16 protein-coding genes are annotated in these 17,861 nt (G+C 57.1%); all 16 read left to right on the top strand.

Going from position 1 to position 17,861, the window contains the following annotated elements; genetic code table 11:
• Positions 1-44 precede the first annotated feature (44 nt).
• The 16 genes from BSR28_RS03315 to BSR28_RS03390 all read left to right on the top strand — a co-directional run bounded on the left by BSR28_RS03315 (position 45) and on the right by BSR28_RS03390 (position 17,855).
• Positions 45-1,946, top strand: coding sequence for a peptidoglycan D,D-transpeptidase FtsI family protein (locus BSR28_RS03315; protein ID WP_083562995.1), 1,902 nt, complete (start codon positions 45-47; stop codon positions 1,944-1,946).
• 56 nt (positions 1,947-2,002) lie between these two features.
• Positions 2,003-3,625 (top strand): Mur ligase family protein, encoded by a 1,623-nt coding sequence (locus BSR28_RS03320; protein WP_073708951.1) that lies wholly within the window; start codon positions 2,003-2,005, stop codon positions 3,623-3,625.
• Position 3,626: 1 nt separating this feature from the next.
• On the top strand, positions 3,627-5,039 hold the full coding sequence (locus BSR28_RS03325) for a UDP-N-acetylmuramoyl-tripeptide--D-alanyl-D-alanine ligase (protein ID WP_073713346.1): 1,413 nt from the start codon (positions 3,627-3,629) through the stop codon (positions 5,037-5,039).
• Positions 5,036-6,124, top strand: coding sequence for a phospho-N-acetylmuramoyl-pentapeptide-transferase (gene mraY / locus BSR28_RS03330; RefSeq protein WP_073708953.1), 1,089 nt, complete (start codon positions 5,036-5,038; stop codon positions 6,122-6,124). The genes BSR28_RS03325 and mraY overlap by 4 nt, the downstream gene beginning before the upstream one ends.
• A complete protein-coding gene (gene murD / locus BSR28_RS03335; RefSeq protein WP_073713347.1) occupies positions 6,121-7,554 on the top strand; it encodes a UDP-N-acetylmuramoyl-L-alanine--D-glutamate ligase in 1,434 nt (477 codons plus the stop codon). Before mraY ends, murD begins: the two co-directional genes overlap by 4 nt.
• Complete coding sequence (locus BSR28_RS03340) at positions 7,551-8,855, top strand: FtsW/RodA/SpoVE family cell cycle protein (RefSeq protein ID WP_073713348.1); 1,305 nt, start codon at positions 7,551-7,553, stop codon at positions 8,853-8,855. The genes murD and BSR28_RS03340 overlap by 4 nt, the downstream gene beginning before the upstream one ends.
• Before the next feature lie 2 nt (positions 8,856-8,857).
• A complete protein-coding gene (murG, locus tag BSR28_RS03345; RefSeq protein ID WP_073713349.1) occupies positions 8,858-9,973 on the top strand; it encodes an undecaprenyldiphospho-muramoylpentapeptide beta-N-acetylglucosaminyltransferase in 1,116 nt (371 codons plus the stop codon).
• A complete protein-coding gene (murC, locus tag BSR28_RS03350) occupies positions 9,966-11,354 on the top strand; it encodes a UDP-N-acetylmuramate--L-alanine ligase (protein WP_073713350.1) in 1,389 nt (462 codons plus the stop codon). Before murG ends, murC begins: the two co-directional genes overlap by 8 nt.
• Before the next feature lie 2 nt (positions 11,355-11,356).
• The gene (locus BSR28_RS03355) at positions 11,357-12,520 is read left to right on the top strand and encodes a cell division protein FtsQ/DivIB (protein ID WP_073713351.1); all 1,164 of its coding nucleotides are present in this window, start codon (positions 11,357-11,359) and stop codon (positions 12,518-12,520) included.
• A 131-nt stretch (positions 12,521-12,651) separates the two neighbouring features.
• Entirely contained in the window at positions 12,652-13,998 is a 1,347-nt protein-coding gene (ftsZ, locus tag BSR28_RS03360; RefSeq protein WP_407922460.1) for a cell division protein FtsZ, read from the top strand.
• Between the two features lie 5 nt (positions 13,999-14,003).
• The gene (pgeF, locus tag BSR28_RS03365; protein WP_073713353.1) at positions 14,004-14,696 is read left to right on the top strand and encodes a peptidoglycan editing factor PgeF; all 693 of its coding nucleotides are present in this window, start codon (positions 14,004-14,006) and stop codon (positions 14,694-14,696) included.
• Between the two features lie 84 nt (positions 14,697-14,780).
• Complete coding sequence (locus BSR28_RS03370) at positions 14,781-15,218, top strand: cell division protein SepF (RefSeq protein WP_073708961.1); 438 nt, start codon at positions 14,781-14,783, stop codon at positions 15,216-15,218.
• A 12-nt stretch (positions 15,219-15,230) separates the two neighbouring features.
• A complete protein-coding gene (locus BSR28_RS03375; protein ID WP_073708962.1) occupies positions 15,231-15,518 on the top strand; it encodes a YggT family protein in 288 nt (95 codons plus the stop codon).
• 172 nt (positions 15,519-15,690) lie between these two features.
• Positions 15,691-16,332, top strand: a complete 642-nt coding sequence (locus BSR28_RS03380; protein ID WP_073713354.1) for a DivIVA domain-containing protein — start codon at positions 15,691-15,693, stop codon at positions 16,330-16,332.
• Between the two features lie 82 nt (positions 16,333-16,414).
• Positions 16,415-16,903, top strand: coding sequence for a signal peptidase II (gene lspA, locus BSR28_RS03385; RefSeq protein ID WP_073708964.1), 489 nt, complete (start codon positions 16,415-16,417; stop codon positions 16,901-16,903).
• Positions 16,896-17,855, top strand: a complete 960-nt coding sequence (locus BSR28_RS03390; RefSeq protein ID WP_083562998.1) for an RluA family pseudouridine synthase — start codon at positions 16,896-16,898, stop codon at positions 17,853-17,855. Before lspA ends, BSR28_RS03390 begins: the two co-directional genes overlap by 8 nt.
• The last annotated feature ends 6 nt before the right edge of the window (positions 17,856-17,861 follow it).

Raw genomic sequence — 17,861 nt, forward strand, 5'->3', positions numbered from 1 at the left:
TCCCAACGACCCGTAATACTCCCCGCAAGTAAAGGAATGTCTCGGTGCGAAAAAAGCAGGTTAATGCCGGTATCAATACCGCCGGAATCAACCGCCGCACCAAACTCATTCGCGCGGGACTAGCTCTGTTAGTGGGGCTACTAGTAATCCCACTCTTCTGGGTCCAAATCGTCCAGGGTCCGGCCTATGCGCAACGTGGCATTCAGGGACGCTCAATTTCTCTTGAACTGCACGAGCCACGCGGCAGTATCTATGACCGCAACGGGCACGTACTAGCAGCCTCCACTACCCGCTACGACGTCATTGCCAACCCGGTTGAAATCGCCAACTACGAGCACTGGGAAACCAAGACGGATGCAGAGGGTAAAAAGACCGTCGAACTAATCGGCGTGGGCCCCTCTGAAGCAGCCAAACAGATGGCCCCCATCCTCAAAATGGACCGGGCAGAACTAGGTGGCTTACTCACCCAAAATCCCCACACCAAACAGGAAGAAGAAGCCGCGCGCGCCAAGGAAGCCCAGATCAGTGGGATCAAACCCTCCGAGCGGGCCTACTACAAGCAGTACCGGGTCGTCGCCAAGGACGTAACCCCGCAGGTAATGCGCGAGATCCGTAACCTAAAGATTCGCGGCATCTCTGAAGTCTTCAAATCTGAGCGAGACTACCCGCGTGGCGCCACCGCGGCGAACCTAGTCGGCTTCATGAGTACCGACCCCAACGACAACACCAAAACCAAGGGGGCGGCCGGACTAGAACTGCTCAAAGAGGACATCCTTAAATCCCAGCAGGGTTCCGAGGTCGTAGAAATCGGCGCCAACGGCGTTCCGATTCCCGGCGGTTACCAAAAGACCGTCCCCGCCAAGCGCGGTACCGATATTCACCTCACCCTAGACGCTGACCTTACTGACTACGCGCAAAAGCTAGCTGATGAAACCCAGAAGTCCTCTTCCTCGGAATGGGTGCTGGTAGCCGTTGAAGAAGTCAAGACCGGACGCATCCTAGCGGTTGGTGACTCGGGCGTGGTGGTCCCCAAGGAAGCCACCAAAGACAAGCCACTACTCTTCGGCTCCCGCCTAGTTAAAGACACCTACGAGCCCGGTTCAACCGGCAAACTGGTTACCTTCGCAACCGCTCTAGAACAGGGCAAAATCACCCCGCAGACCCCGATTACCTCTACCGAGCAGTGGACTGCCCCCAACGGGCAGGTCATTAACGACTCCCACGAGCACGGACCGGAGTACCTCACGGCCGCGGGCGTCCTTGCTCAATCCTCGAACACCGGCACCACCCAGGTGGGTGACCGCGTCACCGATGAACAGCGCTACCAACTAATGCGACGCTTCGGCTGGGGTGAAAAGAGCGGCATCGATATTCCCGCCGAACAGAGTGGCCTGCTCCCGGACTACCAGAAGTGGGGGCCGCGTCAGCGATACACCACCATGTTCGGTCAGGGTGTTTCAACCACGCCCCTACAGGTGCTGGATATGGTTGCCACGATCGGTAATGGCGGGGTCCGCAACAAGGTCCACATTATCGATGGCTACACTGACCCTAACGGTACTTTCCATAAGGTTGAGCTCGGTAAGCCCCAGCAGGTGCTTTCCTCCCAAACCGCTAAGACCCTAGTACGTATGATGGAGGGTGTGGTCACCGAGGAAGGTACCGCTCCGGATGCCAAGATCAACGGTTACAACATCGCGGCTAAGACCGGTACCACTCAGATCCTCAGCGGCAAAAAAGGCTTCGTTGCCTCCTTTGCTGGCCTAGTCCCGGCCGAAAACCCCGCGGTTGCCATTTTGGTGGTGGCTTACCGCCCCCAGACCTCCATTTACGGTGGTGTGGTGGCCGTGCCGCCCTTTAGAAAGATGGCCATGCGCACCATGGCTTCACTGGGTGTCCCGCCTTCCACCAGTGGTCCTGAACTCTTTGAACTCAACGCTAGGTAAGGGGTTCTCCGAGTGTCAGATTTCTTTGCTTGCGGTTATAGATTTAAGGTTATTACATGTCTTTAGGCCTAGCTGATCTTCATCCTCAACAGGTTCCCGGGCTCTCTTTGGCCCAGGTACTCGAGTTGAGCGAGGGAAAAATCTATCCGGAAACCGCTGACGTCACCCAGCGCATTGCCGGCGTTACCGTTGCTTCTAACGAGGTCGCAGCCGACTACCTATTCGTAGCCCTTGCCGGCGCGCGTGCTCACGGCTGGGATTACGCCCCTCAAGCTGTCGAAGCGGGTGCCACCGCGATCCTGACTACCAGCGCTGGACTTGAGGCCCTAAAGGCAAAAGCCCTTCCGGTACCTGTAATTGCTTGCGAAAACCCGCGCGAGGTGGCCGGCTTAGTTGCCGCGCAGGTTTTCGGTGACCCCAGTTCTAAACTAAAGGTTTATGGCGTTACCGGCACGAACGGAAAATCCACCTCCACCCGGATGCTGCGGGCCGCCTTTGAAGACCAGCCGGACGGTCATCGCGCCGGCAATATCGGCACGGTCGGAATCGATCTGGGTGGCGTTCAGCTGCCCTCTGCCCGCACTAGCCTAGAAGCGCCACTACTACAGCAGCTGCTGGCTTTCGCCCTCGAAAATGGCACCCAAGAGGCGGCCATTGAGGTTTCTTCCCACGCACTTGAACTAGGACGAATCAGTGGCCTAAAACTGGAAACCGTAGGCTTTTTGAACCTGCAGCGTGACCACCTAGACTTCCACGGCACGATGGAAGACTACTTCCTAGCCAAAGCTAAACTCTTTGATCCGGCGCGGGCCCAACGCGGTGTAATCTGCGTCGATGACCAGTGGGGAGAGCGCCTAGCAGCAGAAACGAAGCTACCGCATGTCACTGTGGCTACCGAAGGGAAAACCGCAGACTGGAACGTGCGTGTGCTACCGAATCCCGCGGGAATGGCCGGCACCGACTTTGAACTTTACGCACCTGCCGGCAGCCAGTACCCGGAGGTGGTCCGCGCCCACTGTCCGCTACCCGGACACTACAACGTTCAAAACATGGCAGTCGCCCTGGTGATGGCGGCAGTTAGTGGCCATGACGTCCAGGTTGCTGCCGAACGCATTGCTCGCAATACTCAGGTCCCCGGACGCATGGAAATCGTTCAGGGACGCACCGAAGAAAAAGCGCTCACCGTGGTGGATTATGCACACACTACTGACGCCATTGTGCTTTCCTGCCAGGCACTACGTCCGCACACTCCCGGCCGAATCATCCTAGTTTTCGGCGCCACCGGTGAACGAGACCGTGGCAAACGCGCCCAGATGGGCCAGAGCGCCTGCGAGTGTGCAGATTTGGTAATCGTCACCGATGACGACCCCTATACCGAACCCACCGATCAGATCCGCGCCGAAGTCCTACAGGGTTGCCCCAGCTTCGCCACCGTGTCTTCCACTTCGGAAGCCCAGGAAGCCCTATCGCAGGCCCCGAATCAAGACCAGTTGCCGGCCCTAGAGGTCGATGGTCGTGAACTAGCCATTCAAATCTCCTTGGGTTTAGCCCGTCCAGAAGACACCGTGCTACTAGCCGGACGTGGACATGAGACTATCCAAGTAGTGGGAACCACCCCAGTTGAACTAGATGATCGCCTAGTTGCTCGCGAGTTTTGGGCACAGTCGGGAAGGAAATAAGATGCGCTATTCACTAGCTGCACTAGCACAGGTGTTGCCAGCCGAACTACTGGGAAACGACGTGCAGATCGACGGTCCGGTAGTCACCGACTCTCGCGAAGCCAAACCGGGCTCCCTCTACGTGGCCCGTCCCGGTGAACAAGCCGACGGACACGATTACATTCCCGCCGCCGTCAAAGCCGGTGCCGTGGCTCTGGTGGTCGAAAAGCCCGGACCATGGCCCGTTCCCGCCCTGCTGGTCGAAGACTCCACCAAAGCCCTCGCGCAGATCGCCGGCACCTACATTGAATCCCTGCGATCGGCACCGAACTCGCAACTACAGGTAATCGGCATTACCGGTTCCGCCGGTAAAACCACCACCAAGGACTTGCTAGCGCAGATTCTGGCCTCCCAGGCACCCACCGTCTCTAACCTACGTTCCTTTAATAACGAGGTGGGCATGCCGCTAACCGCACTCAAAGCGGAACCCGAAACCCGCTTCCTCGTCCTCGAAATGGGAGCCGACGCCCCCGGAAACCTAAAGTACCTCACCAGCTTCATCGCCCCCGATGCGGCAGTTGAACTACTGGTCGGTACCGCCCACCTAGGTGGCTTTGGATCACGTGAAGTCCTAGCCCAGACAAAAGCAGAACTGGTTGCCGGACTACGTCCGCAAGGCGTGAAAATCCTCAACTATGATGATTCCGCCGTTCGACAAATGGCTGCGGCCCATGAAGGACCCACCTGGTACTTCTCTGCACAGGGAGCTGCGGAAGCTACCGTCCGCGCCAATGGGATCGAACTCGATGAGATTGGCCGCCCCAGTTTTGAACTGTGCTACGAAGAGCAAAACGCGCGCGTACAGCTGTCGCTAGTTGGTAAGCACCATGTTGCTAACGCCCTTGCTGCTGCCACTACCGCACTGGCCCTAGCGGTACCCTACGAACAGGTCGTGGCCGCACTGGGACTCTCACAAGCCATCAGTCCGCACCGTATGCACGTCTTTGCCGCCCCGCTTGAAAAGGGACAGTGGACCGTTATCGATGACGCCTACAATGCGAACCCGGACTCCATGAAAGCAGCGCTAACCGCCCTAGCGCACCTAGGACAAAGTCAGCCCGAAGCCACCCGCGTTGCGGTCCTTGGCCAGATGCTAGAACTGGGCCCACAATCGGCAGAACTACACCGACAGGTGGGGGAGCAGGCCCTAGCAGCACAGGTCCACGTAATCATCACGGTGGGCCCGGAAGCTGAGCCCCTACATGATGTGGTGAAAGACAAAACGCAAGCTTGGCACTGCGAGACCCCAGCAGATGCTCGTAAGCTATTAGATAAGTACGCCCCCGCTGGAGCACTAATCCTTCTCAAGGGATCAAACGGCTCACGGGTCTACGAAATCGCAGACGAACTGCTCCAAGGAGTGAATGAAAAATGATGGCAATCCTTGTGGCCCTAGGGTCATCGCTACTAATCTCACTCTTCGGTACGCCGTTCTTTATCAAGTTCTTGGTAGCTCGCGAATACGGTCAGTTCATCCGGCAAGACGGCCCCACCGAACACCTCACCAAGCGTGGTACCCCCACCATGGGTGGCGTCGTAATTATTGCGGCCACTGTCATCGGTACCTTCCTCGGATTCGGATTCGGCGGACACCTGCCATCAATCTCCTCAGGCCTTGTCATGTTCCTATTCGTGGGGCTAGGCGTGATCGGCTTTATCGACGACTTCACGAAGATCTCCAAACAGCGCTCACTGGGCTTAAACCCGCTGGCAAAAATCATTGGGCAAGTCCTAGTGGGCACTATCTTTGCCCTAGGGGCCGCCCTGATCCCGAATCAGTACGGCCAAACCTCAGCATCTATGGCGATTTCCGTAGTTCGCGATACCCGGCTGAGCCTAGCGTACTGGGGCTTCGGAATCGGTATTGTGCTGTTTCTAATCTGGGTAAACCTACTGGTCTCTGCCTGGTCTAATGCCGTGAACCTCACCGATGGCCTAGACGGTTTGGCTACCGGCGCGTCCATGGCCGTCTTCGGTGCCTACACCTTCATCTCCATCTGGCAGTACTACCAGGATTGTGCCCGCGGCCCCGCCGCGCTGCACGCCTGCTACACCACGGCCAACCCACTAGGACTTGCCATCTTCTGCTCCGCCCTAGTTGGCGCCTGCTTCGGCTTCCTCTGGTGGAACGCCGCCCCCGCCCAAATCTTCATGGGTGATACCGGCTCCCTAGCCCTAGGTGGTGCCGTAGCCGCGATGTCCATCATGACCCACACCGAGTTCCTAGCCATCGTCATCGGTGGCCTCTTCGTCGCCACGGTCATGTCAGACGTCATCCAGATTACGTCCTTCAAACTTACCCGTAAGCGCGTCTTCAAGATGGCCCCGCTACACCACCACTTCGAACTATCCGGCTGGCGTGAAATCACCATCGTAATCCGCTTCTGGCTGGTAGCCGGCCTCTGCGCGATCCTTGGCGTCGTCCTCTTCTACGCAGAATGGGTGAGTGCGGCACGATGAGCGAAAACCCGAAAACCACCGCCCTAATCCTAGGAGCCGGAAAAACCGGCCTCGGCGTAGCACAAGTACTCAAAGAACGTAACTACCAAGTTAGCCTGCTAGAACGCAATGCTGACGCAGCTGCCTCGGCCAAAGCTGAAGGCTGGGACGTGACCCACTGTGAAACCGACGAACAGATGGGGAAACTGGCCTGTGACGCCCACGCGGACCTAGTGGTCGCCTCACCCGGAATCTCAGTCTTTTCCCAGGCCCTAGCGCCGGTAATCGCCCAGCAGGAAGTTATCTCTGAAGTAGAACTAGCCTGGCGGCTTCAGCAGGCCGACGGGGGAGAGCAACCCTGGCTCTGTGTCACCGGCACCAACGGCAAAACCACTACAGTGGAAATGGCCGCCACGATCCTACGAGCCGCCGGTCAGCGCGCCTTCGCTGTCGGTAACAACGGCCAGTCACTGATCTCCCGCGTTCACAGTGGTGACTACGACGCCCTAGTGGTGGAACTATCTAGCTTCCAACTAGCCTTGACTTACACGGTCGAACCCACCGCTTCACTGTGTCTGAATGTGGCCGCTGACCACCTCGATTGGCACCGCAGCTTCGAACACTACCGTGACTCAAAAGCACGCGTCTACGAAAACACCAAGATTGCCTGCGTCTTCCCCCAGGGTGACGAGGTAGTTCGCAAAATGGTCGAGGACGCCGACGTCCAAGAAGGTGCCCGCGCCATTGGCATTACCCTAGGTCACCCCGGCCCCTCTGATTTTGGCTTGGTGGAACAGTACCTAGTGGACCGCGCCTTTGTCGAAAACCGCTACCAGCAGGCAGCCGAGGTTGCCGACCTAGAAGAGCTGGCGACGGCCTGGTCGGCCGCCCCCTCGCCCGCAGTAGTCCTAGACGCACTAGCCGCGGCGGCCCTAACTCGCGCAGTCGGTGTTGAACCCGTGGCCGTTCGTGACGGTCTCATGCGTTTTGCCGCCCCTGGTCACCGTCGCCACGTCCTCGGGCAGGTCGCGGAAGTTACCTGGATCGATGACTCTAAAGCCACCAATGCTCACGCTGCCCGTGCCTCGCTAGCCGGGATCGAACCGGGAACGGCAGTCTGGATTGTGGGCGGGCTGACCAAGGGCCAAGATCTTAGTGAGTTAGTAGCCGAGGTCGCTTCGCGCCTACGTGCCGCCATTATCATTGGCGAAGACCGCACTGCTCTTCGGGAAGCCTTCCAGACCCACGCCCCGCAGTTGCCGGTGGTGGAAGTTGATGGTCATGAAGATTTCCTCATGTCGGTAGTACACGAAGCTGTCGCCCTGTCACGACCCGGCGATACCATCCTGTTGGCCCCTGCCTGTGCTTCATGGGACCAATTCAAGTCATATTCTGAGCGTGGTGATCTGTTCGCGGATGCGGTCCGTAGACTTGCGGAGCAACAGGCATGAAGTGGTGGGAAAAGCTAAAAAATAAGCTTTCCTCCCGCAAGATCGGAGAAGGCTCACCCTCCACGGTGACAACCACCGCTGACGTCAGTCAGATGATCCAAAGGGATCTGCTGCTACGCAATATCATCCTTGGGATCGTCCTGTTCCTTTCTGCCTTTGGCTTCCTACTGGTGTACTCCGCTATGTCAGTCCGCCTGATTAACCGCGGAACCTCATTCTGGGGCGAAATCGCCCGTATTTCAGTCTTTACCGCCATGGGTGTCGTGATGATGCTCATTGCCATGAAAATGCCCGTCGGCTGGCTCAAAAAATTGACCTACCTGGTCTACCCCGTGGCCTGGATGCTCCAGATGGCTACCTTCTTCGTCGGTAAGGAAATCGGTGGTAACCGTAACTGGCTGAACGTCGGTGTGATCATTCAGCCCTCAGAGCTCTTAAAACTGGGCTTCGTAATGGTCCTAGCGCTGATTTTGGCCGAATTCCCCATGGATCTGAGAAAAGGGATTGGAGCCGTGGTCTACCTGACCGGCGCCCTGGTAGTTACTATCTTCCCGGTGTTGATCTGTCGTGACATGGGTAGTGTCGTCATCTTCGTGGCCATCTACCTCTTCGTCATCATTGCCGCCCAAGTTTCCGGCCGCTATATCTCGTGGTTCTTTGTTTTCGCGGCCTTTGGGGCCGTGTTCATGGTGATGATCTCGCCCTCGCGTCGTACCCGCGTGAAGGCCCTATTCGATTCCATTGGCGTAGCCCTAGGTCTCAAAGCCGCCCCCTTGGGCTATCAGCCCGCCACCCAGATTGACCATTCCCGCTGGGCCGTGGGCATGGGTGGTTTATTCGGTCAGGGGCCCGGTGCCTCGAGAGAAAAATGGCTCTACCTGCCCACTGCCGACTCAGACTTTATTTTCGCGGTCCTCTGTGAAGAGTACGGTTTCGTTGGCGCAACCTTAGTAATCTTGCTATTCGTGACCCTAGTGGTCGCAATCTTCACCGTGGCCATGCGCGTCCCCGATCCCTGGGCCAAGTTGGTCTGTGTGGGTGCCGGTGCCTGGATCGGCTTCCAGTCCTTCGTCAACATTGGTGTGGTTTTAGGTGTGCTACCGGTTTTGGGCGTGCCCTTGCCCTTCCTCTCTCGTGGCTATTCTTCGCTGATCTCACTGCTAGCCGTGTGCGGCGTGGTGCTATCCTGCGCTAACTCCCTGCCGGGTGTTAAGCAGTACCATGAGGGACGTCGCGGATATTATGGTCAGGTACGTTCAGTCCTAGCTAGTCGAGTTCCAAATCTCAGAAGGAAGAGGTAGTAATGAGGGTTTATCTTGCTGGCGGTGGCAGTGCTGGCCACGTCAATCCGCTGTTGGCTACCGCCACTGAACTGCAGGCTCGCGGACACGAGGTCCGTGCGCTTGGTACTGCTGAAGGCCTAGAAGCTGACTTGGTTCCGGCGGCCGGTTTGGAATTGGACTTCATCCCTAAGGTGGCCTTCCCACGTCGTCCGGGCTTGGCCATGTTTAAGTTCCCGCGCGCCTTTAAGAATGCGGTAAAGCAGGCGGGAGAATACTTAGATAGTTTTGGTGCCGAGGTCGTAGTAGGCTTTGGCGGCTACGTCTCCACCCCGGCTTACCGGGCTGCCCAGGCTCGCGGTATTCCCGTGGTGATCCAAGAGCAGAACGTGCGGGCCGGTCTCGCTAACCGCTGGGGCGCACGCACCTGTGCGGCCCTCGGACTGTCCTTTCCGGCTACCACCCTGCGCGCCAAGCGCGGTAAAACCGCCGTTGTGGGCCTGCCCCTGCGCGCACCCATTGCGCAACTTGCTGAAGATCGCCTAGCCGGTAATGGTGACCAGCGACGTGAGTCTGCTGTGCAAACCCTAGGCTTGGATCCGAACTTACCCACCCTTGTGATTACCGGTGGCTCGCTGGGAGCCAAGCACCTAAACGATGCTTTCGCCCAGGTACTGCCCGAACTCCCAGAAGGCATTCAGGTTTACCACCTTACCGGTAAGGGAAAGTCCGCAGAGCTAGCCGCGAGCGTGGAAAAGCTAGGCTTGGCTGACCGCTATCACGTCAGCGAATACGCCATGAACATGGAAGAGGTCCTAGCGGCCGCAGACCTAGTCGTGTGCCGTTCAGGGGCCGGAACCGTCTGCGAACTAGCTGCTTTGGGCCTGCCGGCACTCTATGTACCCCTGCCGATTGGCAATGGCGAACAGCGTCTAAACGCCGCTGAAGTAGTTGGCGCCGGGGGCGCAAAACTAGTCCTAGATGCACAGTTTGATGCCGACGTGATCCGCAAAGAGGTCTTCCCCTGGATCTTGGACGAAGCGAAACTACAGGCCGCTGCTACCGCTGCTGCCGGCTGCGGACGCGTTCACGCTTCGGCAAGGTTCGTTGATTTGATCGAGCAGGTGAAAAATGACTGATTACTTCCTCCTAGGCGTCATGGGCGCCGGAATGAGTGTCGTAGCCCAGCTGCTAGCCGGCCAAGGACACCAGGTAGCTGGTGCAGACCGCTCTGCTCAAGGTCCCGCGGCGCAGGCTCTAGCTGAAGCCGGCGTGAAGGTCTACGAAGGTCACGACCCGGAACTAATCAAACCGGGAATGACCATTATTCGCTCTTCGGCAATCCGTGCTGATAATCCGCAGATCATTAAGGCGAATGAACTCCAACTGCCCATTTTGCACCGCTCTGAAGGACTAGCTTTGGCTGCGGCCGGAAAGCAGTTCGTGGCCGTAGCTGGCGCGCATGGGAAGACCACTACCTCGGGGATGCTCTCTTCGGCGCTGACCAGCGCTGGGCTAGACCCATCTTTCGCGGTTGGTTCAATCGTTAAAGGTTTCGGCTCTGGCGCCCGCCTTGGTCAGGGCCCGGTCTTCGTGGCTGAAGCTGATGAATCCGATGGCTCCTTCCTAAACTACGAACCGACCATTGAAATCGTGACCGGGGTGGAACCAGATCACTTGGACTACTACGGCACTTTCGAGGGCGTTAAACAGGCCTTCCAGAACTTTGCCGAACGCCTAGTCCCAGAGGGCACACTTATTGCCTTTGCTGATGATCCGGGCGCTGCCGAGCTCGCCCAGAAGGTCCGGGAAGCCGGCCGGAACCGCGTCCTCACCTACGGCCAGGGCACAGCTGATGTCCAGCTAGCAAAGCGCGTCGATACGGATAACGGCCAAGAGTTTGAGGTCTCTGGGGTTCTAGGATCTGCCCAGATCAAGCTGCGCATGGGAGGCCTGCACAATGCCCTTAACGCTACCGCTGCATGGATTGCCGGTCGCTTATTGGGCGTCGAAGCCGGCCCCATGGCACAGGCCCTGAACCAGTTTGAAGGCACCGCTCGACGTTTTGACCCGGTCGCCAATCTTGCCCTTGACGGGGGAGAGGTACGCATCTTCGATGACTACGCCCACCACCCGACCGAGGTTGCTATGGCCCTTAAACTGGGCCGACAGGTTGCCGGGGAAGGGCGTCTGGTAGTAGCCTTCCAACCCCACCTTTACTCGCGCACCGCTGCCTTTGCTGCCGAGTTCGCTCAGGCACTATCCCTAGCGGATCAGGTTTACGTCCTAGATATCTACGCGGCCCGGGAAGACCCCCGTACGGATATCAATGCCCAGACCATCACTCAGCATCTAGAAAAAGCAGTTCCCTCTGGCAACCTCACGGAAGCTGCCCAGTTACTTGCCCAGCACCTGCAAGCTGGTGACACCTTGGTAACCATGGGCGCCGGTGACGTAACCAAACTGGGCCCCCTAGTAGTAGCCGAGGTCGAATCAACCCGTCGCAATGGTGATAACTGATAGTGAAGCCACCACCGCCTCCTCGTCGTCCGCGACGCCCACAGGGCGTAACGCCTAAGCCTTCAGAACCGGAAGCGCCTAGGCCGGTTGAACCTGCCGAAAAGCCGGTGGTGCGGCGAGTCAGTGCCACCAAACGAGCTAAAGAACTACCCACGGTCAAACCCGAACTGCTAGCTCCCGCCACCCCGGAAGAGGGCCTTAACGTTGCTGCACCGGCGGAACCGGAAGCGCCCCAGAAAACTCCGTCAGAAAACGCTCCTGAATCTGAGGCATTGGCCAGCTTCGAGGCGGATACAGACGCGCTAGCCGAACTTGAAGAAACCCGAAAAACCGGCTCTGAACGCGGCCTTAGCGCCTGGCCTAGTCGGATTAAAGACTCCTGGCATGGCTGGCGTCAAAAACGCGGAGCCAAAAACACGGCCCTTATCGGTACTAGCAATGAGCTGGGTCTGAAGATTAAAGAACGGCAGCGCTCTCAACGCCGTCGAATCATGTGGAGCCTAGGAGGTACGCTAGCTGGCGTCCTACTCCTGGTGCTGGTGGTTTGGCTACTCTACTTTTCGAAGGTCTTCGGCCTGCAGCAGGTTAGTGCCAAGCTGCAGCCTGAAACCAAACCGGAATGGTCCGCTCAAGTGGTCAAGATTATGGAGACCTACCGCAACCAGCCGGTGCTCAGCCTCGATACCGACGCGATGGCCACCGAGATTGACCGCCTACCTTTTGTGGCCAACTCGAAGGTAACCACTCAGTTCCCGCACACCGCCATTGCCGAGGTCGAAGTCCGGCAGCCAGTAGCGCTAGTGCCGCACGAAAAGCAGACGCTGGTAGTGGATAAAGAGGGCGTGATCCTCAAGTATCTTGAACCTAAGGGTTTAAAGCTGCCAGTTATCCAGGTAGAAATGGGTAAAGAATCCACCGGACGGTCAATCCGCGCCGGCCTCAAGGTACTCGATGGGCTCCCGCCAGAGATCCGTTCGGAGGTCCGTTACCTGTCGGTGCCTTCACCAACGAATGTGCAACTGCATCTAGGCAATGGGGCCCTGGTTAAATGGGGCTCTCCAGACGATACGGACTTTAAAGCTAGGGTTCTAAAGACCCTGATTCAGCGTCATGCACGCGTCTACGATCTGACTTCGCCGGTAGCGCCAGTAACCTCCCAGCAGTAACCGGTTTTCCATCTTTACTTTGTTCGGCGTGTTTACTGTTAACGCCCCGGCGATGCCCGTATCTTTATGCCACTAAAAAGCAGATCAAACCTAAGTGTCAACTTAAGGTTTAGGGTTTAGGGAGGACATCCGTGCCAGAGAACAGCATGAGCGTCGCAAATATCAAGGTCGTTGGCGTTGGCGGTGGCGGCGGTAACGCCGTTAATCGCATGTTTCAAGAAGGTGTTAAGGACGTCGAATACGTTCTAATCAACACCGACAAGCAAGCCTTGATGATTATCGAAGCCGACATCAAACTAGAGATCGGCGAAGAAAAGACCAACGGCTTGGGTGCTGGTGCTGATCCTTCCGTCGGTAAAGCTGCCGCCGAAGCTCATGCTGACCAGATCCGTGAAGCCCTAAAGGGTGCGGATATGGTCTTCGTGACCGCCGGTGAAGGTGGCGGTACCGGTACCGGTGCGGCTCCGGTTGTCGCCCAGATCGCCCGCGAACTTGGAGCCCTAACCGTGGGTGTAGTAACCCGCCCCTTCAGCTTCGAAGGTCAGCGTCGCTCCAAGCAGGCTGAAGAAGGCATTAAGAACCTGCAAGCATGCGTTGACACCCTCATCGTTGTCCCCAACGATCGTCTGCTTTCCTCCTCTGACCACAACCTTTCCATCACCGAGGCTTTCAGCCAGGCTGACCAGGTGCTCATGAACGGCGTTGGTGGCATCACCGACCTGATCGTCACCCCGGGTTTGATCAACGTCGACTTCGCGGACGTCAAGTCCGTCATGAAGGATGCCGGCTCTGCCCTCATGGGTATTGGCGTAGCGACCGGCGAAGGCCGCGTCCTAGCTGCTACCGAACAGGCCATGCTATCCCCGCTACTGGAAGCCGAAATCTACGGCGCCAAGGGTGCCTTGGTCTTCTTCCAGGGTGCTAGCGACCTAGCTTTAAACGAGATCAGTGCTGCCGCTGACCTAGTCCGCGAAAACGCCCACCCGGATGCCAACATCATCATCGGTGCCGTTATCGACGACTCCCTAGGCGACGAAGTCCGCGTCACCGTGATTGCCGCCGGTTTCGAAACCCCCGAAGATCACGTCGAATCCGTCGCAAAGGAAAAGCCGCTTCGTCCCGTGGCTCTAGAAGCTGAACGGGAAGTCCCGCGCGCCGCTGTCCCTCAGGCACGCGAGGAAGCCCCGGCCGCTCCCAGCCGTGAAGTTGGTAGCCTTCCCGAGGCTGCTCCCACCCGCCACAGCGCTCCGGTAGCACCGCCCTCGCGACTACGCCCGGCTGCCCCTTCTGCTGTTGAGGCTGCTCCCTCTGCTGCGGGTGCTGCCCCCTCGGCCTTCCCGTCGGTAGCGAATGATGACGATCCGTACTACGAATCACGTCCGCGTACTTCCTCCGGTCTGGAGATCCCCCGAGTCTTTGACGAGGGCGATGGCGATGACCGTGGTGATGGGCTACAGCTACCCGAATTCCTACGCTGAAATCAATGATTGAAATCAATCTTCCTGGTGCTCGCGCCGTCTTCACAAGCTCTGAAGGCGGCGCGAGCCCCTATGGGGCCCTAAATCTGGGTGATCAAGTGGGGCAGGACCCCCAAACTGTCGCCCAAAATCGCGAAGCAGTAGCGCAACTGGTTAAGCGCCCGGTGGTCTGGATGCGTCAAACCCACTCAACGGTCGTTAAGTACGTTGAGGCCCCGCAGACAGACCCGGTTGAGGCTGATGGCATCATTGTCCCGGTGGGCCTAGCCGCCGCGGTGCAGGTGGCCGACTGCTTGCCGGTCGTGTTTAGTGCCCCGAAAGAAAAACTGGTCGCCGCAGTGCATGCTGGCCGAAAGGGCATCGAGGGGCGGATCGCCACTGAAGCAATTCGTCAATTACGGGAACTGGGAGCCACTCAAATCTTTGCAGCTCTGGGACCTAGCATCTGCGCCCAGCACTATGAGGTTGAGGTAGAAGTGGGGGAGAAGCTGGCCCAGCATGCTCCCCAGGCGGTCCTGCCGGGACGTAGTGGTCATGTCTACCTTGACCTTCCCCAGGCACTCGCTTTAGAGCTGGAGTCACAGGACGTGCCCCTGGATCGTTCAAGCTGGTCTTGTACCTACTCTGATTCGAATCTTTATTCCTATCGACGTAACCCTCAGACTGGTCGACAAGCTGCAATCGTTTTTGCTTTATGACACTCCGCGTATCTTCCGCGGAAAACAGCCTGTAAACCCATAAGCTAGTGCCAAGTTAAGGCAAAAACTCTAAGGAGAAATATCATGGCCGGTGGACTACGTGGTCTAATGAGCAATTTCAATCTTTCCGCCCCCGCGGAAGAAGAAGCCTACGATGGCTACTATGACGAGTATGAAGATGCTCCCGAATACGAGGACGCTTCTGGCTCCGTTATCGAAATGCCGACCGCTACCGCACCGGCTGCGGACCTTTCCCGCATCGTTACCGTTCGCCCCATGAAGTACGCGGACGCCGAGATGCTGGCCATGTCTGATTCCCTGCGTGAGAATGTTCCCGTGATTGCGCACATCGGCAACATGTCCGAACAGGATCAGCGTGCCTTCCTGTACTTTATGACTGGCGTTGCCTATGCCCTAGATGCTCACACTGAGCACGTGGCCGCACACGTATTCTTGATTTCCCCCCGGGAAGTCAGTGTTGTTGATGGACACGGGCACGTCATTTCTCGCAACGAACACTGAACCTAGGAACCGATGAGTACTGTACTTTCAGTAATTTATTTCCTCCTATGGTTCTACATGCTGATCCTTCTGGGGCGCTTTGTCTTTGACATTATTAAGATCTTTGTGCCCCGCTGGGCGCCGCCCACCGTGGTGGCCATGATCGGTAATCTTTGCTATGCCTTAACTGATCCGCCCATCAATTTCCTTCGTCGCCTGATCCCGCCCCTACGTCTGGGGATGGTGGCATTGGATATGGGAATTTTGATTTTGTTTTTCGCTATCGGGATCCTTCAGACCATCGTCGTCAAGATGATGTAGAACGAAATCTAAACCAAAACACTACTTTAACCTTTCGCATTTCCATTTAATGCGTGTAAACTGTGGTGTAAGAGCCAACCGTAATCGTCAAACGTGACGTGCCGGGTTGGAGTCTGAAAGTGGATTACCCCTCGGGGTGATCGTAGACAACTGACAACATGAGGTAACAACTTTGGCGCTACTTACGATTGATGACATCCTGGAACACAACTTCACTGTTACTAAGTTCCGTGAAGGCTTCGACCGGGATGAAGTAGATAACTTCCTTGATGAAGTAATCAAGTCAATGGTGGTTCTACAGGAAGAAAACACCGAACTAAAGGCAAAGCTAGAAGAGGCTGAGCGTCGTCTAGCTGAAGTTGGCGAAAGCGTTGACGGAGTTGCTCCGGTCGCTGAAAAGCCCGCTGAAGAAGCTCCGGTTGAAGAAAAGCACGAAGAGGTCGTTGAAGCCCCCGTCGCTGCTGCTGTCGAAGCTCCTGTTGCTGCCGCCGCTCCGGTTGCTGCTGCTACCGCTGAACCCGAATCTGCCACCTCCATGCTGGCTCTAGCCCAGCGTGTTCACGACGAATACGTTCGTGATGGCCGTGAGGAAGGCGATCGCATCATCGCTGAATCCCGCGAGCAGGCTGTCCAGATCGTTAAGGGTGCTGAAGACGAGCGTACTCGCGTCCTAAACGACCTAGAAGAAAAGCGCAACAACCTCAAGAACGAAATCGAAGAGCTCAAGCACTTCGAGCGCGATTACCGTTCTCAGATCCGCTCTCACCTAGAAGGCCTACTAGGCAACCTAGAGCAGGGCAAGGAAGAAAACTGATCCTAATCAGTCACTGATTCCGGTATAACTTTGGTGGCGCCCCAGCTTATGGGGCGCCACTCTTTCATCTAAAGGAGCGCCTTTGCCCGCGAAAACCCGTAGCGCATGGAAATCTCCACTCTTCTGGAACCTAGCTATTCTGTCTCTACTGATCGACCAAGGCACCAAACTCTGGGCTCTGAAATCTCTTGGTAATGGCCGGATTATTCAGGTTCCTGGCGGTTTCTTCAGCCTAAAATTGGTGCATAACCCCGGCGCTGCCTTCTCCATGGGAACCGGACGTACTTGGATTTTTGCGCTGATCGCAGCCATCGTCAGTATCGGAATCCTGTATTTCTCTAGGCAGGTTACAAACCATTACTGGATTTGGGGACTTTCGCTGCTACTGAGCGGGGCAGTAGGAAACCTAATCGACCGTCTCTTCCAACCCCCAGCCTGGGGACGCGGACATGTCGTAGACTTCATCGCCTACGGTGATTATTTTGTCGGTAACGTCGCCGATATCTGGATCTTTATCGCGGCCGTAGGGATCGCCCTATTGGCCTTCCGAGGGGTAGGCATTAATGACTGAGGCCCCAGCTCCCCAAACCGGCACGCAGAGCCGACGCCGTTACGAACACCCCGCCGATGAACTACCCACCCGTCTGGATAGCCTACTTGCGGACCTAACCGGCATTACCCGCTCCGCGGTCGCAAAACACTGGGACAAATTCGCAGTCTCTGTCGACGGAAAAAAGAGTCGTAAATCCGCTACGCTAAACCCGGGCCAAACACTTGAATTTACGCCCTTTGGTGTCCCCACCGAACCAGAGCTTATCGTCCAAGACCACCCCGGTCTGGAAATTCTGCATCAGGATGATGATCTGGTCGTCATCAATAAGCCTGCCGGCGTGGCCGCACACCCCGCCATGGGCTATGAAGGCCCCAGCGTCATCGGGGTACTACTGGCACGTGGAATCGACCCGCAAACCAGTGGGGATAGCTATCGACGGGGGATTGTCCACCGTCTAGATGTGGGTACCTCTGGCGTGATGGTCGTCGCGAAAACTCAGTCCGCCTATGAGAGCCTCCAAGCGGCCTTCAAAGATCGCCAGGTGCACAAGACCTATCGGGCCCTAGCACACGGTCACTTTGAACACCCAGAGGGACTAATCGACGCTCCGATTGGTCGTTCTAAGAGCCGTGACTATCGCATGGCTGTCCGTCCTGATGGTCGACCCGCTAAGACCCGCTACCGCGTCCTCGAAAAGGTGGGCATGGCAGACCTACTAGAACTAGAACTGCTGACCGGTCGCACCCACCAAATTCGCGTGCATTTATCCTCCCTTCACCACCCCTGCGTCGGGGATGAACTATACGGGGCCAACTCCAGAATTTGTGAGAAATTAGGCCTTGGTCGCCAGTGGCTACACGCATATCAGCTCGGTTTTACGCATCCCACCACGGGGGAGGAAATGCATTTCACGGCACCCATTCCCGAAGAACTAAAAACCGCCCAGCAGACCCTAGCAAACCTTAGTTAGAATAGC

The sequence above is a fragment of the Boudabousia liubingyangii genome (assembly GCF_001907245.1).
In the GTDB taxonomy this organism is placed as follows: Bacteria; Actinomycetota; Actinomycetes; order Actinomycetales; family Actinomycetaceae; genus Boudabousia; species Boudabousia liubingyangii.